Origin of the sequence: Sphingomonas sp. GC_Shp_5, from assembly GCF_026540855.1 — a bacterium.
GTDB lineage: Bacteria > Pseudomonadota > Alphaproteobacteria > Sphingomonadales > Sphingomonadaceae > Sphingomonas.
This window is the reverse complement of the sequence record NZ_JALNUP010000009.1, coordinates 55,780-80,469: the sequence shown is the minus strand read 5'-3', so window position 1 is coordinate 80,469 and position 24,690 is coordinate 55,780. Positions and strand designations below refer to the sequence as shown.

32 protein-coding genes are annotated in these 24,690 nt (G+C 66.1%); 1 reads left to right on the top strand and 31 read right to left on the bottom strand.

Features of this window, described 5'->3' with window-relative positions:
• Positions 1-84: 84 nt before the first annotated feature.
• The 30 genes from OXR60_RS09295 to OXR60_RS09150 all read right to left on the bottom strand — a co-directional run bounded on the left by OXR60_RS09295 (position 85) and on the right by OXR60_RS09150 (position 22,863).
• Entirely contained in the window at positions 85-606 is a 522-nt protein-coding gene (locus OXR60_RS09295) for a hypothetical protein (RefSeq protein ID WP_267395597.1), read from the bottom strand.
• Between the two features lie 48 nt (positions 607-654).
• Positions 655-897, bottom strand: a complete 243-nt coding sequence (locus OXR60_RS09290) for a hypothetical protein (protein WP_267395596.1) — start codon at positions 895-897, stop codon at positions 655-657.
• The gene (locus OXR60_RS09285) at positions 894-1,250 is read right to left on the bottom strand and encodes a hypothetical protein (RefSeq protein ID WP_267395595.1); all 357 of its coding nucleotides are present in this window, start codon (positions 1,248-1,250) and stop codon (positions 894-896) included. The genes OXR60_RS09290 and OXR60_RS09285 overlap by 4 nt, the downstream gene beginning before the upstream one ends.
• A gap of 24 nt (positions 1,251-1,274) precedes the next feature.
• On the bottom strand, positions 1,275-1,586 hold the full coding sequence (locus OXR60_RS09280; protein ID WP_267395594.1) for a hypothetical protein: 312 nt from the start codon (positions 1,584-1,586) through the stop codon (positions 1,275-1,277).
• Positions 1,583-2,113 carry a lysozyme gene (locus OXR60_RS09275; protein WP_267395593.1) on the bottom strand — a complete coding sequence of 177 codons (531 nt, stop codon included), beginning with the start codon at positions 2,111-2,113 and terminating at the stop codon, positions 1,583-1,585. Before OXR60_RS09275 ends, OXR60_RS09280 begins: the two co-directional genes overlap by 4 nt.
• Positions 2,114-2,136: 23 nt before the next feature.
• On the bottom strand, positions 2,137-2,622 hold the full coding sequence (locus OXR60_RS09270; RefSeq protein WP_267395592.1) for a hypothetical protein: 486 nt from the start codon (positions 2,620-2,622) through the stop codon (positions 2,137-2,139).
• On the bottom strand, positions 2,615-3,049 hold the full coding sequence (locus OXR60_RS09265) for a hypothetical protein (protein WP_267395591.1): 435 nt from the start codon (positions 3,047-3,049) through the stop codon (positions 2,615-2,617). Before OXR60_RS09265 ends, OXR60_RS09270 begins: the two co-directional genes overlap by 8 nt.
• 15 nt (positions 3,050-3,064) lie before the next feature.
• Positions 3,065-5,059 (bottom strand): hypothetical protein, encoded by a 1,995-nt coding sequence (locus OXR60_RS09260; protein ID WP_267395590.1) that lies wholly within the window; start codon positions 5,057-5,059, stop codon positions 3,065-3,067.
• On the bottom strand, positions 5,052-5,468 hold the full coding sequence (locus tag OXR60_RS09255) for a hypothetical protein (protein WP_267395589.1): 417 nt from the start codon (positions 5,466-5,468) through the stop codon (positions 5,052-5,054). The genes OXR60_RS09260 and OXR60_RS09255 overlap by 8 nt, the downstream gene beginning before the upstream one ends.
• A gap of 20 nt (positions 5,469-5,488) precedes the next feature.
• Positions 5,489-6,157, bottom strand: coding sequence for a hypothetical protein (locus OXR60_RS09250; protein ID WP_267395588.1), 669 nt, complete (start codon positions 6,155-6,157; stop codon positions 5,489-5,491).
• A 62-nt stretch (positions 6,158-6,219) separates the two neighbouring features.
• Positions 6,220-7,890 (bottom strand): hypothetical protein, encoded by a 1,671-nt coding sequence (locus OXR60_RS09245; RefSeq protein ID WP_267395587.1) that lies wholly within the window; start codon positions 7,888-7,890, stop codon positions 6,220-6,222.
• Entirely contained in the window at positions 7,890-8,324 is a 435-nt protein-coding gene (locus OXR60_RS09240; protein WP_267395586.1) for a hypothetical protein, read from the bottom strand. The genes OXR60_RS09245 and OXR60_RS09240 overlap by 1 nt, the downstream gene beginning before the upstream one ends.
• Entirely contained in the window at positions 8,321-8,926 is a 606-nt protein-coding gene (locus tag OXR60_RS09235) for a hypothetical protein (RefSeq protein ID WP_267395585.1), read from the bottom strand. The genes OXR60_RS09240 and OXR60_RS09235 overlap by 4 nt, the downstream gene beginning before the upstream one ends.
• Entirely contained in the window at positions 8,926-9,393 is a 468-nt protein-coding gene (locus OXR60_RS09230; RefSeq protein ID WP_267395584.1) for a hypothetical protein, read from the bottom strand. Before OXR60_RS09230 ends, OXR60_RS09235 begins: the two co-directional genes overlap by 1 nt.
• A gap of 128 nt (positions 9,394-9,521) precedes the next feature.
• Positions 9,522-12,155: a hypothetical protein gene (locus tag OXR60_RS09225; protein WP_267395583.1), complete on the bottom strand. Its 2,634-nt coding sequence runs from the start codon at positions 12,153-12,155 to the stop codon at positions 9,522-9,524.
• A complete protein-coding gene (locus tag OXR60_RS09220) occupies positions 12,142-12,348 on the bottom strand; it encodes a hypothetical protein (protein WP_267395582.1) in 207 nt (68 codons plus the stop codon). Before OXR60_RS09220 ends, OXR60_RS09225 begins: the two co-directional genes overlap by 14 nt.
• An 8-nt stretch (positions 12,349-12,356) precedes the next feature.
• On the bottom strand, positions 12,357-12,950 hold the full coding sequence (locus tag OXR60_RS09215; RefSeq protein WP_267395581.1) for a hypothetical protein: 594 nt from the start codon (positions 12,948-12,950) through the stop codon (positions 12,357-12,359).
• Complete coding sequence (locus tag OXR60_RS09210; RefSeq protein ID WP_267395580.1) at positions 12,950-13,246, bottom strand: hypothetical protein; 297 nt, start codon at positions 13,244-13,246, stop codon at positions 12,950-12,952. Before OXR60_RS09210 ends, OXR60_RS09215 begins: the two co-directional genes overlap by 1 nt.
• A 26-nt stretch (positions 13,247-13,272) precedes the next feature.
• The gene (locus OXR60_RS09205; protein WP_267395579.1) at positions 13,273-14,217 is read right to left on the bottom strand and encodes a phage tail tube protein; all 945 of its coding nucleotides are present in this window, start codon (positions 14,215-14,217) and stop codon (positions 13,273-13,275) included.
• 30 nt (positions 14,218-14,247) lie between these two features.
• Positions 14,248-14,688 (bottom strand): hypothetical protein, encoded by a 441-nt coding sequence (locus OXR60_RS09200; RefSeq protein ID WP_267395578.1) that lies wholly within the window; start codon positions 14,686-14,688, stop codon positions 14,248-14,250.
• Between the two features lie 2 nt (positions 14,689-14,690).
• Positions 14,691-15,398, bottom strand: a complete 708-nt coding sequence (locus OXR60_RS09195; protein ID WP_267395577.1) for a DUF6441 family protein — start codon at positions 15,396-15,398, stop codon at positions 14,691-14,693.
• Entirely contained in the window at positions 15,379-15,738 is a 360-nt protein-coding gene (locus OXR60_RS09190; protein ID WP_267395576.1) for a hypothetical protein, read from the bottom strand. Before OXR60_RS09190 ends, OXR60_RS09195 begins: the two co-directional genes overlap by 20 nt.
• 1 nt (position 15,739) lies before the next feature.
• Positions 15,740-16,063, bottom strand: coding sequence for a DUF2190 family protein (locus OXR60_RS09185; RefSeq protein WP_267395575.1), 324 nt, complete (start codon positions 16,061-16,063; stop codon positions 15,740-15,742).
• A gap of 12 nt (positions 16,064-16,075) precedes the next feature.
• Positions 16,076-16,378, bottom strand: coding sequence for a hypothetical protein (locus tag OXR60_RS09180; protein WP_267395574.1), 303 nt, complete (start codon positions 16,376-16,378; stop codon positions 16,076-16,078).
• 57 nt (positions 16,379-16,435) lie between these two features.
• Complete coding sequence (locus OXR60_RS09175; RefSeq protein WP_267395573.1) at positions 16,436-18,637, bottom strand: prohead protease/major capsid protein fusion protein; 2,202 nt, start codon at positions 18,635-18,637, stop codon at positions 16,436-16,438.
• 11 nt (positions 18,638-18,648) lie between these two features.
• Complete coding sequence (locus OXR60_RS09170) at positions 18,649-20,103, bottom strand: phage portal protein (protein WP_267395572.1); 1,455 nt, start codon at positions 20,101-20,103, stop codon at positions 18,649-18,651.
• On the bottom strand, positions 20,100-20,306 hold the full coding sequence (locus tag OXR60_RS09165) for a hypothetical protein (RefSeq protein ID WP_267395571.1): 207 nt from the start codon (positions 20,304-20,306) through the stop codon (positions 20,100-20,102). The genes OXR60_RS09170 and OXR60_RS09165 overlap by 4 nt, the downstream gene beginning before the upstream one ends.
• Positions 20,306-21,286, bottom strand: a complete 981-nt coding sequence (locus OXR60_RS09160; protein ID WP_267395649.1) for a terminase gpA endonuclease subunit — start codon at positions 21,284-21,286, stop codon at positions 20,306-20,308. The genes OXR60_RS09165 and OXR60_RS09160 overlap by 1 nt, the downstream gene beginning before the upstream one ends.
• Before the next feature lie 26 nt (positions 21,287-21,312).
• Positions 21,313-22,497 (bottom strand): site-specific integrase, encoded by a 1,185-nt coding sequence (locus OXR60_RS09155; protein WP_267395570.1) that lies wholly within the window; start codon positions 22,495-22,497, stop codon positions 21,313-21,315.
• A 75-nt stretch (positions 22,498-22,572) separates the two neighbouring features.
• Positions 22,573-22,863, bottom strand: a complete 291-nt coding sequence (locus OXR60_RS09150) for a hypothetical protein (RefSeq protein ID WP_267395569.1) — start codon at positions 22,861-22,863, stop codon at positions 22,573-22,575.
• A 644-nt stretch (positions 22,864-23,507) separates the two neighbouring features.
• Between OXR60_RS09150 and OXR60_RS09145 the strand changes: the two genes are divergently transcribed.
• Positions 23,508-23,693 carry a hypothetical protein gene (locus tag OXR60_RS09145; protein ID WP_267395568.1) on the top strand — a complete coding sequence of 62 codons (186 nt, stop codon included), beginning with the start codon at positions 23,508-23,510 and terminating at the stop codon, positions 23,691-23,693.
• A 471-nt stretch (positions 23,694-24,164) separates the two neighbouring features.
• On the opposite strand, the gene OXR60_RS09140 is transcribed toward OXR60_RS09145, so the two are convergent.
• Entirely contained in the window at positions 24,165-24,668 is a 504-nt protein-coding gene (locus OXR60_RS09140; protein WP_267395567.1) for a hypothetical protein, read from the bottom strand.
• Positions 24,669-24,690 lie beyond the last annotated feature (22 nt).

The following is a 24,690-nucleotide window of genomic DNA, read 5'->3' as shown; positions in this document are numbered from 1 at the left end:
ACCGATCGAAATAGCGCGCGGAGTCGTTCCGCGTGACGGCGTTCCACGCTGCCTCAAGCAGCGTGGCGATGAACCACCGGATCATCAGGCTGCCGGCATCGTCAGGGCGAGGCTGTTGACGGTGATCCCGTCCTGCCCAACCGCGATATTGGTGTTGGTCAGCACCATCTCCTGGGGCCCGACATAGGCCCAGGTTACGCCGCCATCGACGATCGCCGCCCCGGTGCCCGCGGGTCCACCGTTGGCCGCGGACGTGCCGGCTGCGGTTGCCCGGTAGACGTTGCCGTTGAGGTTGACCTGTTGATTGACGACGTAGGCCTTCGACGCCGTCCAGTTCTCGGAGATGAGGCCCTGCATGTCGTAGGCGCCGTCAGCGGCCTTGATGCGGTAGTGGCCAGCATAGCCGGCTGCCACGGCGGCATCAGCCTTGGGCGTGCCGTTGAGGCTCTTCACGCCATTGGCGGCGTCGGCCATCCAGTCTGCCGGCAACGTACCGGACATCAGCAGGTTGCCGGCCGAAGCGCTTGCCGGCGAGGCGGGCGGCAAGCCGGTGCGGAACTCGATGACCGGGCTAGCGCCGATCGCGGTCTCGATCGCGTTGCCCATGGCATTGCGAACGCGGGTCGAAAGCTGAGGCATGATGATTTCCTGTGATCAGGTGAGGGGAGCGTCGGGGTCGATCTCGTTGCTGAGCTTCGCGACGCGCTGGCCAGCAAACTCCGCGTGATGCGGACCCCAGGTGATGGCGGCGCCGACGAGAGGATCGGTCCCGATGGGAATGAAGAAGAGCAGGCGCTTGCCGCCGCCGTCGGGATCTACCTGGACGGCGCGGGCGGCCTTGCCGGTGTTGGGAACCGTGCCGCCGTAGACCACGACGACACGGCCGGTGCCGCTCACTTGAGCCCGAGCAGCTTCAGCAGTGCGACCGCGATGCTGAGCAGGGAGGTCTGCTTGACCTTGCCCACCACCTCCTCGATCACCATGCCGGCGAACTGCTCGACGTCAGTGATCGCCGCCGACAGCCCGCCCTTGGCGACCTCGGACTTGATCAGGTCGACCACAGCGGCGAGCACCTGAGCTTTCTTCTCCGCGCCCGAGAGGTTGGTGTTTTCGGCCGCGGCGACTGCGGCGATCACCGCATCGCCGATGGGGTTGCCCGGCTGGGCGACTGCGGCAACTGCCTGGGTGAGCGCCGTAGCGGCGACGGCAATGACCGCCTTGGTGGTGATGGTGACGCCAAAGATCTTCATGGGTGTTCTCCGTTGGGGAAGGTGTCAGGCAGTCGGCGTGGTCGGAGCGACCTTGGCGACCTCGTCGGGCACGCGCTGGTCGCGAGCGACTGCGAGCCAGCGCGCGTGGTTGAGCCTGGCGCGGAACCACGACCAGGCAGCCGCACCCCCGACCATCGCCAGCCCAGCAAGGTAATCGACCGTCTGATCGTTGACCGCCCAGGCGGGCAGGACGTGCCGCAGCACCAGCGACCCGCCGATGGCGGCAATGCCGATGCGCAGCTGCGCCTTGAGCTGCTGGTTGAGCGCCGAAGGCGGGACGATGACAGGCTCTGCCGCAGGGACTTGCTCGGTCATGCCGGCAACTCCACTAAGCACTGCGCGCGCTCGCGCTCACGGCGTAGGGTGAGGCCCCGGACCACTTTCCCGCCCGCCTTATTCCAGACGAGGAACCGGTCGCAGGCGCGCTGCCAGTCGCCGCGGTTGAAGCGATCGGCTATGCTCGACCCACAATAGCCGGCGACGCCGATGTTGAAGGTGATGCGGGTGGCGGCCGCCAGCTGGTTGGGGTGGCTGGCCAGCACCGGCGTGCAGCGCAGGACGCCGACGAGGTGGGCCTGCGCATCCTTGGACAGAAGAGCCTCGCACTCGGCGTCCGTGCGGCGCGTCCCGACCTTCACGTCGGAACCGGTGTGCCCGTAGCAAGCGGTTGGCACCTTCACGATGTCGAGGTAATCGACGTTGCGCTTGCCCTCGTCGGGCTTCAGCCCGGCAACGGCGATCACGAGCGCCGCGGCGATGGCGGCCGCAATGCCACCACCAGCCGCGCCAGAGACGCGCGGCTGCTGCGCCGCGCCCGACCGGGGCGGCTTGATATCTGCCATGGGTGTTCTCCTGGGTGCGCCGATCAGGCGCGAGGGTAATCCGGCATGCTCGGGTCGAGCTGGCTTGCCATGCGCTCGGCGCTCTGCTCGCGCTGGGCTTCGTTCAGCAGGGTGCCGTGAGCGTCACCCAGGCGCCGCATGCGGGTGACGAAGGCCTTTGCTAGTCGCTCAGCCTGCGCGCGCTCCGGCGCATCGCGGCTGCCGAGCAGGGCCTCAAGATGGCCGAGAGCCTCCTCGAAGTGGGCGAGGCGTGCTTCGATGTGAGCGAGGCGGGTTTGCAGCGGCCGCAATTCGGCCACCTCGGCGCGCGCTGCGGCGAGTTCCGATCGAGCGGCCGAGAGCAGGTCGAAGGTGAGCTTGTCGCGGTGCTGCTCGAGGTCGATCTCAGCGCTCGCTCGCGCCTGGTCGCGTTCGCCCCGTGCCTTGGACCATTGCAGGATGGCATTGCCCGCCCACCCGGCGACACCGCTGGCACCTAGCATCGGGATAATCTGGATCAGTTCAGCCATGCTTGGTCACCAACTGGGCCGCCGTAAGGTGGCGGCATTCCTCGGCGATGCGCTCAGCCGCTTGGGGATTGACCCGGGCGAGGTCCACCATGGCCGTTGCCACGCCGAGGTGATCCCAGGTCGCGTAGAATTGCCGTGCCTCATAAGGCGCGCCGAGCACATGCCCCAAGCTGCCCAACGCCATAGTCGTTGTGAGGATCGTGTATGCGAAAAGACGCCACCCATCGGTCTGCCCGACGATGTAGGATGCTTGGAACACGAGCACGGCGACCGACATCCAGAACACGACTGCCAGATAGATCTCGGGAGGTCGGAGCTTACCTCGCATCAGCTCCAAGGCACCGCTCGCCGCCCACCTTACGTTCCAGAGGGCGAACGCGGTCGCGACAATGCGGAGGGCAATCACGCCCATGTGGGTCAGCGGCATCCTTGTTTGCTCCTGTCAGGCGATCCGCTCGACCTCGAAGGTAGCGCCAGGCTGGATCTCACCGGCGTTCCAGCCTTTGACCTGGAAGGAGTAAGCGCCGGTCGCGATGATGACCGCCTCCATGCGGAACGGGTACTTCTTCACGAACTCGCCGGGCTCGATCCTCACGGTCGAGAACTGGTCCTGCTCGGCGAAGCTCTGCAGGGCGACAATTCGCTCGGCCCCGCCGGTCGAGCCGGCATTGAGCGCGCTCATGATGCGGCCCTGGCCAGAGACCGTCAGCCCGCCATCACCGTAGGCGGCGAAGCCGACGCCCGGGCTCTCGCCCCCACCGTTCGAGACAGCGCGGATCTGGCCGGTAACGAGAACCCGGTAACTGGCGCCCGGCGTTGTGGTGAAGAGCATCGCCGCGGGGGTGCCATCGCCGATGATCGAGCCGAAGGCGTTGTTGTGAGGGGCGGTGAGGATCGTCCGGACCTTGCCGCCGATGCCGCCCGGTGCCGCGCCGCGGATCGGGCCACGACCGTAGGCATCTCGCCCGAAAGTGACGCCGGTCGTGTAGACACGGTTCGGGAAGGCGGTGACCTCGCTGCCGGCGTCACAGTCGTACCACAGGTGGCCGCCCGACATGTCGATAATGCTGGTCGCATCGGCCAGGAGCGGCGTCACGGAGGCGCCTGCGCCGGTAGCGGTGACCTTCACCTCGCAATCGATCAGCTCGATCTGGGTGTTGTTGACGCCGTTTACCCCGACATTGGCACGCGCATCGATCCGGCTGTTGATGAGCCGCACATCGGCGTAGGTCGCGAGGAGGCCGACCGAGGTGCCGCCCACATCACAGTCCTCGATCTCGATGTTCGTGCAGCGGCGCGTGTCACTACCGCCGTTGATGTGGGCCGCCAGCTGCCCGGTCGCGCCGAAGCCATCGCAGTTGAAGAAGCGGATGTTCTCCACGGTACTGTTCTCGTCGGACACCACGTAGAGGATGATTCCGCCGCCCGGCCCGATCTGCCGGCCGTTCTGGTAGGTAATGTTCCTCGATCCGGCGAGCGCGTGATAGACGCCCTCGGTGAACATCTCGTCATCGCCGCCGCTCCACTCCATGCCATCCCACAGGACGTTGAGCGCGTTGGAGCACTCGAAATGGACGTTGGCGTTGATCGAGCGGATATTCCGGAACAGCCCGGTCGGGCGCACGCTGTCCGCATCACCGAAGATGCCGACCGCCCAGAACGAGTAGCTGTTGATGTCGATGACCTCGACGTTCTCCACGACGAAGTTGATCGCGCGGTACATGACCACGCCCTTGATCTGGAGGGTCGACTGCGGGATCTTGGATCCGTCGCAGGTGAGATCGGACACGATCGGCGACACAGCGCCCATCGCGCTGGTGATCATGGCGGTGAAGAGGCCCGAGCTGCCCGACGCAGCGGCAAAGCCGGTCATGGCCTTGAGGATCGTGACCCCGCGCCCAGCACCGCGCAGGTACTTGCCGCTGGGCACCACGATCCCGCCCTGGATGGTCGCGATTCCGGCAGGCAGGATCACGCCCGCTACCAGCGGATCGGCCAGCGCGGCATTGATGGAGGGCGCATTATCCACGTCCGGCGTGATGGGAACGACACGGGCGATGCGGTCGGTCGCAGACATTCCCGGCAGCGAGTTGACCGGGACCGCAGCGCCGCTGACCTTCTGGTACAGGGTCACGGCCGTGTTGCCTGTGCTATAGACGCTGAAGGTCCCGCCCTCTGCGGTTGCGCTCAGCCCGTCTTGCGGCGTGCGAAACGATCCCTTGAGCGCCAGGATCTGCGCGAGCGCCGTGCCGATCGACTGGACCGCGTTATCGCGGGCGGTCTGAACCGGCGCGATCGCAGCTGTCGCCTTGGCTGCGGACGCAGCAGCCTGCTTCTCGGAGTTGGCCGCGCGCGTAGCCGACGCATCTGCCTCGTCAGCCTTGAGGCTGGCCATGCGCGCGCCGGGGCCGGATACGTCGATGGAGACGTCAGTCATTGATGCTTCCTTTGATGGTCAGGGTGCCGGTGAAGAGGGTCGTCTCGACGGGGGTCAGGCCGTCAGCGATCGGAAGGGCATCGACGCCGAGCTCGTGCGCGAGCGCGAAGTCGTCGCCGGGCTCCGCCGCCTTGGGCAACGCCGCAATCAGCCCCTTGCTCGCGATGATCTCGAACCGGGAGCTGGCCAGGCCGTCCCGATAGGTTACGCTCACCAGGCGGACGCCGTCGCCCCCCGGGACGGTGGTGGGGCCGAGCGTCAGGGAGCGAAATGCCGGATCGATGTCAGGGTAGAGGCCGACCGCGTAGCGGACGGGAACACTGCTCAGATCGACGCCGTCGATGTCGATGACGATGCGCAGCGGATCCCGCCGGAATGCGGCGAGATGGACAGGTTGCGAGATTTGCACGGGCGGCCTCCAGGCGGGGCTTAGGAAAGATTGGTGCCGAAGATGAACCAGTTGTCGCTGCCGACCTTGATCAGCGTCGCGGCGCTCCCCGACGGCAGCCCGTAATTCTTGACGCCGCCCGATCCGAACAGCTTCACGCCGCTGCCCTGCGCGATGGTCTGAGCACCTCCGCCGTTGTTCACGACCAGGATCTGGGCGCCGATCGGAAACGCCACGGAGGCGTTCGGCGGGATCGTTACCGTGTTGCCGCTGTTGGCCCCGAAATACAGATGCTTGCCGCGATCGGCGAGCGTCAGCGTGTAGCTGCCGGTCAGGTTGACCTGCGACAGATCGAGCGGTTGCAGCTGCGCAACCGGGACTTTCCCGTCGGCGCCAAGGCTCGCAACCCCATTGGCCGTCCCCTTATCGGCAGTGCCCAGTGCACCGAGGTTCGATCGCGCAGCAGCAGCCGAGGAAGCGCCAGTGCCGCCATGGGTGACCGGAAGGTCGGCGCCGCTCCAGTCGTTGCCGTTGACCGTGCTCCGACCGGCGAGGGCACCGAGGTCCGCCTGATCCGCCAAGTTGCCGGTGATCCGTCCCCAGCGGCTCCAGAACGCCTGATAGGGCAGCGCTGCCCAGGCCGTAACACCATCGCCCAGCTTGAATTTGCCCGTGTCCGTCTCGGCCGCGAACTCGCGATCGAGCAGCACCGGGTTGCCCGAGGTCCAATCAACCGCCCTGTGGCCGCCAAGCTGGAAGCGAACGGAGACCGTCATGCGAGTGGCACCTGGAAGTCAAAGGTTCCGTCCGCCGGCAGCGTGGCCAACTGCTCGCCTTGAGCCGCGACTGTGTCCTCCAGTTCAGCGAGACCCGGCACATCCCACTCCCATGCATTTGCTGGCAGTCCCGGGGAGACTGGCGGGGTAGCGGTCTGCCCAAGGGCAAATGCGTGCTTCGCCAATGTCTCCGACCGCGCCGTGATGGTTACCACACCGGTGCTGGCTTCCAGAGACCGGGTGAGAAGCATCACGGCCTGCCCTTCTAACCCGGCTTCAGGAATATCGAGGGTGACGACGTCCCCGGGCTTGTAGCCCATCCACCTGATCTTGAGCGGCAGCGTAATCGGCCCGAACTCGCGGCTGTTCTCGAGGTCATAGCGCGCCAGCTGTGCAGCCTGGGTTGGCTGCTGGCCAGCGAAGCACTGAACCAGCGGATAGGAAGCCTCCTTGCGGACCTGGCGTCCGTCGGCAGCGACGTAGTCGGCGACGACGATCGGCGCGGCAGGTACCTCGGCCCACGTCGTGGTGGTGACGCCGCTGCTCGCGTCGGTGCTGGTCTCCTCGCCCCAGTACCGGGGCACGATGGTATTGATCCGGTCTCGACGCGCCTGCATCGCCGCGATCGTGATGTCGCCCTGCGCCAGCGCGTTGCGGTCAATGGTGGCTAGGCTCACGCGCGGGCGCTGGACAATGCAGCCGAGCAGCGCGCCGAGGCGCAGCGGTTCGCCGGCGCCGGCTTGCAGAATGTCCTTCAGCACGTCCCACTTGTCGTCGGTTGTCGATTTCACCCCGCCGACGGTCCACCCCATCGCTGTCGCGACGTTGGCAGCCTCCACGAACTGGTCGACGAGGATCCCAGCGATCGGCAGCCCGACGCCAGCGACCAGCTTGCCGTTTTGCTTCCAGCCCAGGCACCAGGTCAGGCCGACCACATAGGGGTTGTTGCTCCACGCCCAGGTCGTCTGATCGCTCGCGCGCTGCGGGCCGGAGCCGCCCGGATAGGTGCTGTCTAGCCGTGGGTCGTAGCAGAGCACGCCCTTGCCGCGCCAACCGCAGGTCGGGATCGAGGTTTGCGTGTTCTTGCCCTTCGTGTCATATTCGAAGGTCATGATCGTCGCGGCCTTGCCGGAGAGCTTGTGCGCCGCGGTCCAGCCGTATGGCTGGGAAGGGGCGACCGTCAGCGCCGCAGGTTCCGGGCACAGGCCGCGCTGCCGTGCCTCGTGGATGAAGCCCTGGTTGGGCACGGTGACGACGCCGCCGACAGCCGGCCGAGCGATTTGGTCGATGTACAGGGTGTCGAGCGACTGGACCGGCCCGATCGACCACTCGGTAACGATGCTCTGGTACTTGTTCTTGTCGCCGTACGCCGTGCGGTAGATGATGTGACCGCCGTTGTAGGCGTCGCCGAAAACGATATCGATGCCTGCGTCTGGATCGGCTTTCCACTCGTCAGGAGAGCCACCGGCAGACCCCTTGGCCGCGGTAAGCGAGCTCGTCGCCATCAGGGCCGCAGCGGCGAAACCAGCTACCTTGGCGACCGTGGTTGCGGTAGCGAGGGTCGCTTGGCTGATGCCGATGCCAAGCGACGCAGCCGCGCCCACCCCTGTTGCAATGAGGGCGACACCGCCAACCACCATGGCCGCTGTGGCGAGAAACTTCGACATTAGCGGGACACCTCGACCCGCCACGCCGCGGCGAGGTCAACCTGCTGGAGAACCGCAGCACCATCAGCATGCTCATGATAGCCGACAAGGCGGCCATTATCGAGCAGCACGCCCAGCGCACCGAAGGCATCACCGGAGGCGCCCTGAACGATATCGCCCACCAAGGCGGCCGCGGGCGGAATTCGCTCTAAGCCCATTCCGTCGAGCGCGTCGGCCAGCGTGGCAAAGCCTCGGCCGCGCAGCTGCTTCATTGCCGCGCGCGCCGTGCCGTAGCTGCCCTTCGCGGGCAGCCGGACCTTGTAGCCCAACCGCCGGAGGTGAGCCGCGACCAGCCGCGAGCAATCGCTGTGGCCCCAGCGAAATGGCTCGCCGCGGAACTCGTCGAGCGTCGCCTGAGCGGCCGCCACTCGGCGCAGCATGTGGTGCTCGCTCATCGCTTCACTCCATCAGGGCTCGAGGTGCCCCAGTAGATCTGCTGCCCGACATAGGTGATGAAGGAGCAACCAAGCTCGCCCGGCCAAAGATACTGGTGGAAGGTGTCCGAGAGCCTGGCGCCGTCGTCGGAGAGGAAGAAATCCTCGAAGATGGAGGTCACCTCATAATCGACCGTCCGACCTGTGGTGCTCAGGTTCAGCGTCGCGACGTCGAGCAGGCCGTTGAACAGCAGCAGCGGGTCGCCAATTACCAACCCGGTTTGGATGTCGATGGCACCAAGCCAGAGCCGCACCGGCGATCCCTGCATCGAGACCGAGGCGAGCTGCGCGGCCGCGGCCTCGCCTTCGGGCATGAAGGTCAGAGATAAGGCTGGGGCCTCGTCCCCGAGCCCATCCGTCAGGGTGTCGATAGCTGAGAACACCCCAATGACTTCATCCTTGCCGGTGAACGTTTCAAGCACACCGTCGACCGTGAAATTCACCACGCCGGAGCCGACCAGCAGCCGCACGGTGCGCCCGGGCAGGTCCATGCGGATCGCGCCGAAGATGGTGGCCTGCGGCTGCTGAAGCGCAGCCTCCATGGCCGGTGAGAGGAGCGACATCAGGCGATCTCGCTGATGGTAAAGCTGAGCCCCTGGACGCGCGCTGGGATCATCGTCCAGCCCGCGGCGTCACCCGACAGCTTGCCCTCAATCATCGGGATAAATTCGCACACGTCACCGTCCGCCGGCGCGATCCGCAGCATGGGTCCGATCGGCAACGCGGCGCGACCGTCGGCCCCGACGACGATCTGGGCGCGGACATACTGGAGGTAGCGTCGCCCAGCGTGGACAACCGAAAAGAACTGCCGCCGGCGAAAGGCATATCCGGGCGTGAGGCCGCGCAGATTGAGCGTCATGCCCGATTGCCCCGCGCCGTCCACGACACCCGCGCCGGGCGCTCCAACCTTAAAGCCCGGCTGGGGAAAGCGGCAGGCGATCGTCTCGCCCGTCATCCACGCGTCCATCAGCGCCGCAGTCCATAGCCGGCTATCCGGCTCGGGCTTTAGATTTGGCGTCACGATCGCCATCGACATGCGCGAACCCATGAAGCCGAGCCACTGCTCAACGCCGCCGGTCGGAGGGGTCTGCCAACCCCCGAAAACGATCGGCGCTGGAGCGGCGGACTTGGGGAGCGGATGCTCGGGAAGGTAGATCGTCAACCACGCCTCCCGAGCTGCCGCCGCCGAGCTTTCGCCATTTCCATTTTTCCCATCTGCGCACCGCCAGCGGCAATGTTCGGGGCTGCGGCGCCGATGCGCTGATCAGCAGTGCCCGCGACAGTCGCCGTGAACAGGTCGGTGTTGAGGCCGATGTCGACCTTCACCCGACCGCCGCCGCTGTTCTCGTTGGCGGCGAGCATCCGGCGCGTCTCGGCCGCCGGGTAGATGCGCGTGCCGTTCGGCAGATCGGCGATTTCGGGCCCGTTCTCGTTGACCCAGGTCATGCCACCGGACCAGCTTTCCGTGCCGGTTGCGTTCTTGCCCACGCCGCCGCCGAACAGCTTGCCGATGTTGCCGATCGCAGAAGTAAGGGTCGGAAGGTTGCTGTTGCCGTTGATCAGGTTCTTCAGCGGGTTGAGCAGGGCCAGCTTGATGAACTCGCTCTTCAGCGAGTTGAGGATGGTTTTGCCGGCGTTACCCCAGCTGGTCCAAGTGTCTTCGTTAAGAACGGTGTCAACGAAGTCGCTGCCGTAGCCGCGCAGCTCGTCGAGATCGCGCGCGACCGCCTGAAGCTTGGCGTTATTCCGGGTGGCGAAGCCATCGGTCGCTTCGTCAACCGCGCCCTTCAATGGATCGTCAGAGCCGAACAGCGACTGAAACTTGGCAAGCTGCTCTTTCGCGAGGCGAGCACGCTCATTCTGATCCGCAACCGCCCGGTAGGCGCTTGCGTCCGCCCTAGATAAACGGCCAGCAGCGACCAGCGTGTTGATGCGCGCCAAGGCGTCGGCATATGCCTCGGCGCCCGCGCGCGCAGGGTCGTACGTCGCCACCACCTGCTTGAGGTCTTGGTCCAGCTCACGATTGGCCGCCGCGGCCTCACGCGCCTGCTTCGCGGCGTCCTGACGTTCTTGCGTTGCGGCCTGAGCCTCCGCGCCGGTCTTCTTCCAGGCGACATGATAGTGGTCGCCCTCGTGGAGCGCCTCAACCAGCTTCACGCCTGCCTGACGGTATGCGGCGACGAGCTTGGCGAGGGTGATGCCATTGCCTTTCGCGACGTCGAGCGCCTGGTCCAGCTCATGGTAGCTGGTGCCGGGCTTGGCCGCCAGATTGCCGGTGCCCGCCTTGTACTTGGCGTAAAGCACCGCCTGCTCGGCCGTGCTGCGGTGATCGCTGGTGACGCGCCCACCTACGCCTTCAGCGATCGAGCGCGCCTCCGATAGAGTGACGTTGCGACCTATCTGGTTCTGGGTCTGGTTCTGCGACTTGCGAGCCGCAGATTCCCGGTCTTGCTCAGCTTTCAGCGCCGCCTGACGGTTCCGTTCGATGTCGGCATATTCACGCTTCGAGATCGCGCCGATCGTCTCACCACGCGCGATTGCGGCCTCTTTCGACTTGTTGAGAGCCACGACCTGATCGTCGTAGAACTTGTTGATGCGGGCGTTCGGGTCACTCCGCAGTTTGGAGTCAGCTTTCGCCTGATCGGCGGCAAGAGCGATCCGCGAGCGCTCCAGGTCGGTCTGCGCTGCCTTCAGATCTGTGCGGGCTTTCTCCGCCGCCTTTTGAGCGTCACCGAGCTGCTTGGCATAGACCATCTGAGCGGCGCCGCCGCTCTGGTTCAGGATAGACGTGCTCGCCTTGTATTCGGCCTCCGCCTGTTCGAGGAGGGCCGCCGTTTTGGCGCGGATCGCCACTTGGTCGCGCAAATTCTGCTGCGAATTGATGTTGTTCTGCTCGGCTGCCGTGCGTTGCACCTCGATCGACTTCTTGGTCGCCTCGGTGTTGTCGCGGATCGCGGCCGAAACCCCCTCAGCGGTACGGGTGAAGGCAAGCTTGGCGAGACGGTTGTTCTCCGTCTCGGCCGCGTCCTTCCTCATCTTGTCGATCGCGCCTTCAGTCGCGTCGCTGAAATCGAGGATCTTGCCTACCAGGGGGGCGAGCACCAGCATGGCACCGGTGATCGCCAGCCCCCAAGGGCCGATCATGAAGCGGGCGACCGCGCCGGCCTTGTTCTCGATGTTGGCGAACTGACCGGCCAGCTGCCCGCCCTGGACGGCGAGAGCCTGCAACGGGTTGGTGCCCATGCTGATCTGCGTGAACAGATCCTGGATCTGGTAGGAGGCGCCCTGCATCGCCGCGCGCATCGCGCCGGCGCTGTTGGTAACCTTGCCGGCGCCGGTCGTCGACGCTTCGAACGCGCTGTGCGCGCGGGCATGGGCCGCCGCAAGCTCATCCGCTGATAGCACGCCGAGGCGCTCAATGGCGGCAAGCCGCTCTAGCTCGCGGTTCAGTGTCTGCGCTGCTGCCCAGAGCGGATCCAGTTCGGCCTTGAGTGCCGCCGCCGCCTTGAGCGCCGCCATGTCAGCGGCAGCCTGCCCGGGCGCGGTGTACTGCTGCGGCGCCGGCGTGTTGAGGCCGGTACCCTGCGCCAGCGCCGCAAGCTTGGCGTTGGCCTTGGCCTGGCGGTCGGCGAGCGCCTCGATCGAGCGCGCAGACCGCTCGCCGGCATTCTCTGCCGCGGTCGCGATGCCCGCCATGGCCGTCTCGCCGGCGGTCTGGACCTCGGCGAAGTCGTTCTTGACCTCGGCCTTGCCTTCCGATCGCAACTGGAAGCCGACGCTACGCATCACCATGGTCGGCCTCCTCGTTGCCCTCGGGCGGGTTGATGATGATGGCTTCGATCTGCGGCAGCAGGTCGGCGAGGAGGGGGCCGGCGACACCCGCGGCCTGGGCCACCAGCATCACCGCGCCGAAGTCGAGTCCAACCGGGCGGGTAATTACGCCCTCAGGGCCGGGGATAGTCGCCAGCCGCAGCTGCGAACCCATTCCGGCGATCAGCCGCCAGACGGCTTCGCCTTCGTCCGTTTGGGCTTCGTGCTTTTCGTATTCACAGGCGGGGCTGCCGTCGTCGTTCCGGCATCGTCCGTGCTTTCCGGCTTCACAGACGAGGTGGCAGTACCGTCGCCCTGCGTCGCCCCCGCCGAAGTGCCAGGCGGCGAGAGCGACAATCCGTTTTTTTCCGCGTCCAACTTGGCCCACGGGATCACGTATTCTTCGTCCGCCCGCTCGACGAGGCGAGGCTCGGCGAGGAAGCTGCTGATCGTGCCCGGCTCGATGGCGACCACGTTGCCGTCATCATCCCGCTGCTCGACGTCGGGGGTGGGCTCAACCGGCTGGTCGTTCTCGTCGCCGATGCCCGACCAGCTCAGGATGTTGTGCCGGAGGATTGCCGCGGAGAAGGCGTCGCCGGCGCGCTCCTGCGCATCGATACCGCCCTTCTGATACTCCTCCAGCACGGCGCGGCGCGCGGCACGCAAGGACAGGGGGGACGGCTGGGCGTTGAGGGTGATGGTCACCGCAGGCCGATCGCCGCTGGCGGGGATCAGCTCCTTGGTGACCGGCTTGGGGCTGCCGAGCTGATACGACATCAGGCCTCCGGCTCGTCAGCCTCGGGAGCAGCCGGCTCCTTGACCCATTCGATCCGGTGCGCGCGGTCTTCCTCGACGACCTTGAACGCATTGCCCTCACGGACGAGGTTGTTGTCGCTGTCGATGTCGTACCGGGTGACCTTGCCCGCCTCGGCATCGGCCTTGATCACCCGCTTGATCGTCTTGCCGGTGTCGGCATCGACGATGCGGAGGTTGTCGGCGATATCGCGCGGCGTGACGCCGATCTCCACCGAGGTGGGCGCGGCAACGGCCGGCGCCGGGGTGCTCTTCGTCATGATGATGCTCCTCTGCTGCCGGTCGATCAGGCGTAGCTGGTGACGTCGTTGGTCAGCACCGCCGTCAGCTGCGGCCCGTTTGCGCCAGAGGCCTGCCAGTTGAAGTCGGCCATGATGCCCTTCGGGCCGGTGATCGGCAGCTTGGGCTTGGGCAGGAACACGCGCGACAGTGTGAACACCAGGCTGTAGCCGCCGGTCAGCGTCCAGCCGAAGGTAAGGGCGACGGGCGCCTTGCTGGTCGCCTTGTCGAGCAGCGCGCGGCTGGAGAACCTGGTGCTGATCGCGCCGCTGGCCTTGGCGACACCGGGATCGATACCGCCGATGCGGCCGTCGGCGCGGATGACCTCCACCTTGTCGAGATTGTTGGTGTAGTTGACGTCGGCGCTGACAATATCGCCAGCCGCGACGCCATCGACCGTAATGGAGCCGGTCGCCTGGGCAAAGCGCGAGCCGGTGCGTGCCGTGAGGGTGCCGGCAGCCGACGCGGCCACGGGGTCGATCTGGCCCTGAGCGATCATGGACAGCGTGGCGTTGAGCATGCCCGACCGCGCCAGCGAGATCTTCAACTGGTTGACCATGGCACCGTAATGCATGGTGTAGAGCGGCATGTCGGGGCTGCCGATCTCGATCGACGTCGAGGGCAGGGCGGAAGCCCCCGAACTGAAGGTGTGGACGTATTTGCCCGTGGTCGGGCCGGTGGTGACCGGCGCGCCGAAGGTTTGCCGCAGCCAGAAGCCGATACCGCGCAGGTCGACGGGAACGACGATGTCACCATCGTTGGTGATCACGTCATATGTCGGATCCAGCCCCTCGCGCCCGAAGCCGAGCTGGTCGTCCTCGATCAGCGGCTGCTCTTCGCCAAGCGCGTGGCTGACGAACGGCAGCTTGTAGAAGGTCCCTGCCGGGGTCTGCCCATAGGTGGTCTCCACCGCGGCAGCCATGATGGCGTTAATCCCCAATGGACGGCCCATGGGTGTCTCCTGTGATACGAGAGGAAGGGATCAGCCGAGAGGGCTGGCGGTCGAATAGGTGGCGATGATCGCGAAGTCGGCCCAGCCGATCGCCTTAGCGCCGGTCTGATCGACCTCGCCGTCGGTCGGCGCCTCGGCCTCGGTCCAGAGCACCAAGCCGCCGAGGGTCCGGTCGGCTTCGATCAGTGCCCAGATCGAACGCGCCATGTCGTCGAGCGCGGCGCGCGCGTTGCCGCTGGCGGTCTGGTAGGCGGCCAGCTCGATGGGAATCCGATGCTCCCACCAATAGGTGGGGGGACAGAGATCGACCTCCGGGTCGCCGGGGTCGCCGGAGCGAACGATCACCATGCCGAGCGGCCCGACGCGTTCCGGCTTGGCCTCCTCGGTGTCCATGCCCCGAACGTCCACCGTTGGCAGCGCGAACTTGACGATCGCCTTGATCTTCTCCGGTACCTCGATCCGCTTGGACATGGTCACCTCCAGCGGGCGTCGAGGTTGGCGGGGAAGCGCTGCTCAGCGAGCGCCGCAGGGCCGGACAGGTCGACCGACTTCGGCTTGCGCACGGCGCGAACGAGAGTGAACATGATGACCGACTGCACCGGCCGGGGGTTGCGGGTTTTGCCAGCACGCTCGCGCTCCGAAGCGTTGCGCCAGCGGCCGGTCGCCTTGCGGATGACGAGGCTCTTCATCACCAGATAGCCGACGCCGCGTTTGCGGACGCTGGGGGTGCGGAAGCCCTTGTCGTCCGGCGAGATGAAGATCAGCCGACGCCCGAACTTCTGCTCGACCTCGTCGGGGGTGAGTGCGTTTCCCTGCCGCTTGCGGGGCACGTCGTCGGTCGGGATCGCCAGAAACCGCTTACCGTTGCGCGGCACGATCATCGCGCCATCGGCATAGCTCTCGATGATCGCAGCTGCGCCGCGGCCATCCTTTGAGGGCTGGGCATACACCCAGCCGGTGGGATCGAGGCTCTTACGGCCGCCTTTGTTCGGATAGGTCACACCGCGCACGGCATTGGCCAGGCGATCGCCGAGTCCAGCGGCGCGGACCTGCGCGCGAAACGCCTCCTTAACCTCGTCGGTGGTGTCGCGCATCGCGTCGGTCATGAAGCCGGCGACCTCGTCCTCCGCGCTGGTGAACAGGTCGTCGAGGCGCGCGGCCTTAATCTTGGGTCGTATCATCGTCCGCTCGGGCGATCTCGCAGGTCCATGTCAGGCCCTCGACGTCGAGCTTCGCCTCGGCGAGCACCTCGAACAGGATGCCGTCAGACACGACATCGTCGACGATTGCCGCGCCGATCGAGACGTAGGCGCCCTGCTGGGGCTCGGCGACCTCAGAGCGCCGGATCAGCACGATGTTGGAATCGGCCAACACCACCATGCCCGAGACCGGTGTCTCTTCGGTGGGGCGGCTCCGGATCACCCGGATAGGAACAGGCTCCCCTACAAGGGGGAGGTAGACCGCCGCCGCGGAGCCGGGCGCACTGAAAAGCGCGTCCAGCGCCGCGGCGAACGGGTCCATCTTAGATCGCGCTGACGAGCTTAACGGGCGCGCCGGCGCTCGCTGCTGCCGATGCCTGGAAGATGCCGATCTTGGTGTTGCCGGAAGCGACGTTGGTCACCAGTCGAGCGGTGTTATCCCAATAGGCGATCGTCTTCCGGGTGACCGCGACCGCAGCGGTCGGCAGCGTGAAAACGCCCTTGGTGACGCCGATGCCCGACGCACCCTGAGCGATATCGGTCGACGCCACCGAAAACTCGGCGCCATCAAGGAGGCCCTGACCGCTGGTCACGGCATAGGGGGCGACAACATCAACATTGTCGCCGGGCTGAACCAAGTTCTTCATCGTCGGTGCTCCTTATTCCGCCGACGCGCGGTGAGCGCGGATTGCGGCGATGATGTCGGCCTTCTTGGTCGCGCCGTTGAGCGGCACGCCTTCCTTGGTGACGAGCAGGCCGAGGTCGATAAGCGTCAGATCGTCGAGACCGTCGTCGGACTCGTGCTCATCGTCGGCTTCCTCGCCCTCTTCGCCGAGCTCGTCGGCGAGGCCGCTGCTGATCAGGTGATCGGCGAAATCGTCATCGACCATGACGGGACCCTCGGAAGGGTGATGAACGGGGCCGCCGATCGGGAGCGGCTGCCGCAGGCTGATGGTCTTCATGTGCTGTCTCCCGGCGGCGGGAGCGCTGCCCCGCCGCCTATGTGCTGGACGGGCGGCTTAGTAGGCCGGCGACTTGTAGAAGCCGCGGTAGTCGAGGGCGGCCGCGCCGACATCGAGGCGGGCCTTGTTCTCGACGCCATCGACGTCGAACCCGACACGCGTGTCGGTGAACAGCTCTTCCTGGCCGAGCAGGTGATCGAGCTCGATCGTGTCGAACGCGTTCGGGTCTGCCGACAGCATCCAGCTGTTGTCGGTGATGCGCGGCTCGACGATCACCTGCAGGCGACCGGCGAATGGGTTCACGGCGCTGTTCGTGTTGGCGGTGATCGCCGTCACGAACTGATCGGCCGCGGTCTCCTGCGCGGGCCCGACGATCAGGTAGGTCGCGCCGATGTTGAGGAAGCCGCCCTCGTTGCTCTTCTGCTGGCGCATCGCCTGGCGGCCCTTGCCGACGTTGACGACGTTGATGTCGCCGCCGGTCAGCGCAAGGTTGCCATGGCTCGCGTGGAAGAGCGGGATGCCATCCGACATGTTCGGGTTGGACAGCAGGATGCCCCAGACGAGATCGCTCTCGAGGTCCGCCGCCTTGCGACCGAACATCGTCGGCAGGCGACCGAAGAGGTTCTGATCGTCGTTGACGATCGCCTGGCGGGTGATCGCGATGATGCGGCCATAGGTGTACAGCCGGTAGGTCATCCCGGTGTCGGTGATCGCGCCCCGCTTGAACTCACCGTTCTCGGGCACGTTCAGCAGCGCCGGCGCATCGCCGAGGCCGATGATCTGCGCCGGCTTGAAGTCGGGCAGGGTGCCGATCGAGACGAGTGGGCGGAACGTCTGGGGAGCGGCCACGAACGCGGCGCGGACGCGGCGGCTGGTGACGGCGCCGAGCGCGTTGGCGAAGTCGCTGGTGGTCAGCGCACCGTAGCGCATGCCGAGGGCGGCGCCGGCGACGTCCAGCCGACCCATGCCGCGGGTGTTGATGCCGGTGCGGCCGAGATAATCGCGGGCCAGCTCCATCATGGTGAGGCCGCGGAACTCGCGCGCCGCCTCCATGCGCTGCGCCCGGGTCCGGCCCGGCTCGTCCGGCAGCTGGGTGTCGGGGTTCGCCCGAAGCATCACCGCGTCTTCGACCGCCTGCCGATAGCCTTCGGTCTCGGTGCCGCTGGCGCCAGCGCGCGCGTCGATCGTCGGGCGATCGCTGATCAGGCGCTCGTTGACCCGGCCGAGCAGGTCGGCCTCGCTCAGCGGCGTGGTCTCGTTGGCGCGGATCAGCTCGGCCGCGAACTCGTTGCCGAGCGATGCCGAACGGCCGCAGAGGTCCAGGATACGCGATGCCGACACGCCGGTGGCGCGCTGATCGGCAACCGGCGCGGGATTGGCGGGCTGGTTCGGCTCGGTGCGGGTCGTGCCGTTCGGCTCGACGACCACGGTGGTGTCAGCGGCAGGCTGCGCGGGAGCAGCGGCGCCACGGTTGGCATTCGGGTGGGCGACGCCGCCGCCCGGAAGGTTGCGGTGCATATCTTCTTCCTCTTGTGATCCGTGAGCGCTGGTGGTCCCTGGTGCGGATCGAACCACGGCGTTCGGATCGGCGGGAACTGGGACGAGACTGGCTTCGAGGAGCTCCCAGGCGACAGCGCGCCACGTCTCGTTATCGTTGTCGTCGGTGGCGGTGATCTGCCAGCGGGTGACGCGGTAGCCGATCGAGATCGCGCGCAGCTCGCCGCGGGCGACGCGGGCCTCGATCTCCTGGCCGGTCGCGGTCTGGTCGAATTGCAGGGTGCCGATGAGCTGGCCGCCATCGACCCGCACCGACGTGATGCGGCCGATCTGAGCGCCAAGTTCGTATTGATTGTGGGTATCGAGGAGCGGGCACACCCCGCCGGCGACGCGACCGAGGTCGATCGCAGCCTCGCTGATCTCCAGCTCTTCGGTGAAATAGTAGCGTGCGACCGCGGCGCCGGTGGACAGCACCGCCTCGACCGTATGCGCCTCGGCGTCGTAGCTGTCCGGCGCCAGCGTCAGGCTGCGCGTGCCCCGACCGCCTGCCTGAGGCTGGCGGCGCTCCTCGGGGTCGGCTCCCGGGCGCTGGCCGGGGGCGTCGCGCGTCAGCATGCCGGCAACCGCCGAGCCGAGCACAGCGCCCGCCACAATGGCGGCCTTGCGGCGACCGCGCGCGGGCGGCAGCGGAGCGTCGACGGTCTCGCCGACCTGGCGCGGCGCATCGTCGGCGCGGGGGCGCGCCGTGGTGGGCTTCGTCATAAGCTTGGCTCCTATTCGGCCGCCGCCGCGGGGGCGGGATCCGCCGGCGCATACTGGCTCGGGGGGGCGTCACCGGCGAACACCAGGTTGGCGGCGCGGTTGGCCGCGCGATCCTCGGCGATCTCGGTTCGCAGTTGCTCGGGGTCGTATCCGCGGGCGACGACCAGGTTCGGGCGGCTTTCCAGACCTGCCGCCATCTCCAGAATGTCGGCCGTGGCTTCCTTGGCTCGGTCGATGCTTTCGAACGGCGGGGGCGACCAGCCCATCTCATAGACCCGGTTCGGCATCAGGCCGGCGGTGAACGCGGCTTCCTGGAAGCGGGCGGCCACGCGGTCGAGGAACACGGGAATGAGCGTGTTGTATTGGATCCGCCCGGTCGACCGCTGGAACTCTAGGTTACCGGCCCGGTAGCTGGAATAGTTGACGTTCGAGAGGTCGCCGAAGTGCTCGTAGGTGATGCCTGCACCGGCCGCAGCCGACAGCAGCGCGAGCCGCAGGATATCGTTGAGGCCGCCGGATGCCTTCGGATCGCCGAACTTGACGCTCTCGCCTGGCGCTAGCCGGCTGATCATGCCGGGGGTCAGCCCCTCGCTCTGGATTCCGACCGGGCTGGCTTCAGCGTCGCCCTGCAGTTGCCCGAACACCACGCCGTCATCGTCGACGCCCTGGGTGATGAAGGCGGCAAAGCACGCCTCGATGTTCTTGCGGACCAGTTCAGCCTCGACGCTCTCGTCGATGTCGCCCAGCCGCTTGACGATGGTGTTGAACACGCTGTGGCCGCGCCGTTGGCCGACGAACTCTTGAACGAACAGGTGGATCACGTCCGCCGCGGGCACGCGAACCGTGCGATAGGACGCCCAGCGCTGGCTCGGGCGGCCCTCATAGAAGTGGTAGGCGACGATCCGCCCGCGCGCATCGCACTCGACGCCGTCGGACACATCATTACCGCCGTGGCTGTAGACCGACGTCGCCAGCATGCCGGCGTCGAGCAGCTGCAGCCGGAGCGGCACCGATCCAGCCGCCTCGGCCAGCGAGAGCGTCTGGAACACGATGAACACCTCGCCCTCGCGGAACATGGTGCGGATCGCGAGCTCCTGCAGGCCGTAGAACCCGAGCCGGCCGTACCAGTCACAGACCTTGAGCCAGTCGTTCCACAGCTTGCGGAAGGTGGTCGGCGCCTTCTTCGGGGCGCCGGTGATGCCCCACCCCACGGTGTTGTTGACGAGCGCGGACAACGCCTTGCGCGCGAACGGGTCAGAGGAGACCAGATCGATGACGCGCTTGCGGTCAACCGCGCGGGCCGGGCGAGCATCGTCGGGGTTGCCGGTGTTGCGATCCCAGTCGCCCGGCTTGCCGACGTACCGCTCGGACTGCTTGTTGAGGTGACCAAGCGCCCGCCGCGCCGCGGCGCGCTTGGCTCCCCAGACCGGCGAAACAGCGGCAATGGCGCGATCCACGACGTTCATCGGCGAATGATCCGCCCGACGGTGGTCCGAACCAGCCCCGCTCGCGCGCCAGCCGCGACCTCCTCCTTCATGTCGTTGCGCAGCGCTCGCATGTCGGCGAGCGTCTGATATTCAACCTTGCGCCCGTCGGCATAGGTGACGCTCTTGATGCCGGCGGTGATCGCCTTGCTGAGCGTTTCGAGATCGCTCTGGGTGTAGGCCATCAGCGCCTCCTGCGGTTCAGCCAATTGCTGGTCGGCTTTGGCGCCGGTGGGGTCGGTTTCTTGGTCGAGATGGCCTTTGGGGCAGGCTTCGCAGGCGCCGCCGGCTTCTTCGCCGCTGGCGCGGGCGGGGTTGGCTCCGGCTCTTTCTCCAGCAGCAACTGCCAGTGCGCCGGGGTCCAGCGGTCAACACCCAGCGAAAAGGCCACCGCTCGCGCGTAAACAGCGTTGTCGAGTGCCTCGTTGCGCTCGCGCACCTTGTGCCATTCGCGCCGGAAGCCGCCATTTCGCAGCCGAATCATTCGCAACTCTTCGGCGACCAGCTGCTTGATCCACTCGTCAGTCGTGCCGTCCGGCAGATAGACGTACCCTTCGGGGTAGGCCTCGCCGTCGACCGGCTTTTCCTTCTCCAGGTCGCCGAACAGCTCGAGCTTCAGCATCGAGGTGCCGACATTCCACAACCGGACGCCCTTCTTGAGCTTGCGCCCGCCGACCGTGACATCCTGCCAGCTGGGCGCGCCGATCGGCTGGTTCGCCGCGATCGCGTGGCGACCCTTCACCGCCATAGCGAAGCCCGGGTGGCGCCGAGCCCACGTGTAGACCTCCATTGTGCTCTCGCCGTCACCGGAATCGACCGCAACGCGAGCGAGCTTCATCGGTCGACCATCCGCGCTGGTCCAAGTCCGTGCGACCTGCTCGTCGAGCTTCTGCCAGGTCTTCTTGTCGGCGATCGGCCCAAAAACCTCGATGCGCTCGACAAATTCGCGCCGCCGCTCGGCACCAAAGGCCCAGATATCCAGATCAATGCGCCCGCCGCCGCCGCGCTGCACGTCGGCCGCGCCGACCAGCAAGCCCGCTTTAGCCGAGGGCGTTCCGAGCCGCATCGCCTTCTCCCGGCGATCATAGAGGCGCTGCCATTCCGGCGCTTCGCCGCGCTCGGCCCATGCCTCGCCGAGCACCTGGTTCACGAAGGTGCGGAGCAGGTTGAGCAGGCGGCGGTGTTCTGCGGCTAAGCGGCTATTTGCGTCACTCTTGCGTCAGGAATCGCGGCAAGTTTTGCCCCCATGGCCGTCAGCGCGGAATGTCGATCCTCGGGTTTGCTGATGACGTGAGCATAGATGCCCATCGTAATCGCGGGGCTCGCGTGGCCCATGAGGCGCGACACATCGGCGATTGCCAGACCGTTGTGCAACCACCAGCTGCCGGCGAAGTGACGTAGCGCATGAAAGTGGTGAGGGTCGCCGGCTACTAGCACGCCAGCGTCGCGGAGGAGGTCCGACCACGCCCGGTTCACGTTGCGGTTGAACACCTTCTTGCCCGCGGTGGTCGTAAACACGAGGTCCCATTCATTAGGCATGGCGTGCGCATCATGCCAGGTGCGAAGCATCGCGACGAGGTGCGCCGGCATTGGCACCTCGCGATTGCCGGCTCTCGATTTCGGCCCTTTGATCTCCAGTAGAGCATTAAGGCTGTGCCGTACCGTGAGAGTGGCCCGATCGAGGTCCACGTTGCCCCATGGAAGGGCCAGCATTTCGCCGATGCGGAGGCCGCAGCAGGCCGACATATGAACAAGGCAGGCGAACATGGCTGCGTGCCTGATCTTGCGGTTCTCGCGCTTCTCGAGCACTGTTCTCAACACGGCGCTGGCTTCGTCTAAGGTGAACTCTCGAATGCGAGGCTGCGGCGCTGCGCGGACGCCCGACAGAGCCGCCCGAACCGGGTTCGTAAGGCAGTAGCGATGTCGGTTGGCGAACTTTTCTACGGTCGCCAGGAAACCCAACACCTGCCGAGCACAATGTGGCTGCATCTTGGTGGAGAGGTGGTGGTGCAGCTTGTCGACGTCCGCCGCACGCAGATCCTTAAACACGACCCGGCCAATGGTCGGAACGATATGCAGGCGGATAAACCGGCCGACCTTAATGACGTGGAGGAGCGATATCTCTCCTCTGCTCTCCCGCCGCTCAGCGTCTGTGATGTAGCGTTTGCATACCTCCTCAACGGTGAGGCTGGCACTAGGTCCGACTAGTGTTCCGTCCTCCACCTCTCGCTCGATCTTGCGCTTGAAAGCATCAGCCTCCTTCTTTGTGTCGCACTGCTTGGACCGACGTGCGCCGGTGTCATCGAAGTAGCGGACGGCCCACGCGTCCTTCCGAACACCGTTGTACGTCCAGCTGCGCTTGCTCACGCTGGCCATAATCTGTTCTCCATGTGAAAGGCCCCGCCGCCAGGGGGGCGTTCCGTGGAACGACACCCGGGGGCGGGGCAGGGGTCAGGCGGCGAGCGGGTCGCGGCCGATTGGCTCAATAAGGGCACGCGCAAGGCAGAGCTGAGCGAGCTCCATTCGCTGGGCGTTCACCGCGGACCAGCGTGGTTGACGCCGCCGCCGTCGGGCGCCGCGGATCAGTCTTTGGGCGAAGTATAGCAACTCGCTTGGCTCGACCGCAGCCGCGATTGTCGGCAGCACCCCGGCAGGCGCCGGCAGGATCACGCCGTCTGCGTCCGTCGCCAACGACGGCGGGAAGTGGAGGCCCTTACCCTCCATGGAGCGGGTCGAGGTCATGGCCGCCCCTCCAGTAGCTCGATGTGAGCCTGAATAGCGGCACGGGTCGCCTTGCGCGGCTGGCGGCCGGCGCGAAGGTCAGCGACAAGGGAGGGATCCCCAACTGCGTCACGACCGAAGCGTGACGGCGACACGCCAGCGCGAGCGCAGGCCGCATCAACGATCATCGATATCCGGAGGGGGTGTAGGAGATTTCGCGCGGTCGGCAGAATCTGCCGGGCGCGGTCGTGCCTGAAGTGGATCATGGCTGGTCCTTGGTTTTCGGCTTTTCTAGGGCCGTTGTCAGCGACGGGCTGACAGCCGGGGCTAGAAAAACGGACCAAGAGACCGCCGAGCACGCCTTTACCCTTGCGGGCTGGACATACGCGTACTCACCCCGGCATAAGAGCCAGGTCGATGGCGCGCCGCCAAGCGCATCCGTCATGTTCGGCAGTCCTCCCGCGCCAACGGGACGACAAAGCCTATCTTGATTCCGGGTTTTCTAGGCCCACGGTCCAAGATGCCGATTTCCGATCTCAAGCGCAAGCCCCTCTCCCGCCAAGGAGGGGGCTTTCGCGCGTCAGTCACCTCGACTAGCCTTCGCTGAAGGGAGATTGCGAATGGCGTGGGCACGTCTTCGAGTGGTGAGTTGGTCGGGTGGACCGATGCTGGATCCTGATGGCCGGCCTCAAGAGCGGCTCTTCAACCTCGACCAGCTGCAATGGTGGATCGGGCGCGGCTCAGATCGGGTTGAGCTGCAATACGCCTCTCAGCCGCCGATCTTTGTAGAAGTCAGCGACGTTCAAATGGAACGATTGATAGGCACAACGGGCGATTACGGCGGCGCCTGAAGCTACTTCAAGCAGAACATTTGCCAAGGGATCGCTTCCACGCCTGGCTTCGACCGCCGTCGGCTTCGCTAGATATCGCAGAGCCGGCTACTGACCTCACTGACGAACCGACACAACCGGGCATCATGTTTAGGTGCGAGAGAGAGAAGTTTACATGATAACCGCAACCCGGTTCTACAGCGACTGCACGAAATGCGGCGGGTCGGGGACTTATGCTCCGCCTGCTGTGCAACGTGGCGGCGGTTGGTCGCAGCAGCTTCCCGGCCCCTGTCGCGATTGTTCGGGTACTGGAGCTATTCCTACGGCTGAAGGACGCCAAATTCTGGAGCTTGTCCAACGCTTCTCACGCAATGGCCGCATTGAGATACCAGGTTGAAAGCGATTGCAATCTAGATCAGCGCGATGAGCCTGAGGAGCCAGCGTTCGATAGAACACCACCACTGTCAAACATTCTTCAGCGCTAGCCCTACCTCAGCCGTTTGGGGCACGCGCTGCCCGAGCGGGCTCGGGCGTGCGCTCCCAGACCACAGTCGGTGCGGCTTCCGATCCCACGACGTAGCGCCAGCGGTGAAATCCAACGGCCTCTCCACCGCGAGTCGTATCACGCTCGGCGAGGAAAAACCGCATAGGGTCAGCCCATGAGCTAGAACCGTTCACGGCGACGATCGCCGCCATGCTGCCAACGATCACTAGGTCACCTAAGGCCTCGCCTCGCTCCGGATCAAAGCTACTGCTGTGATCGACTTCAATGCGGGCGTTCTGAAACGTGGTGCCGGTGATCCGCCCCCAGCTCTGCTCGATTGGGTAGAAGTGGAAGCGCTGCGGTCCTTCGTCCAAGAGGACGGCAAACCGGCCATCCTGGTCAGTGATGATCAGCATGCGGGCACCGGCCGGCGTAGGCTTGCCTGCGCAAAACAGCCCATCTTTGCTGGTGCGGAGGCTGGTAGCGGTGACCTGGTCGAGAGGAACGAACATCGGCTTATCCCTTTGACGCATG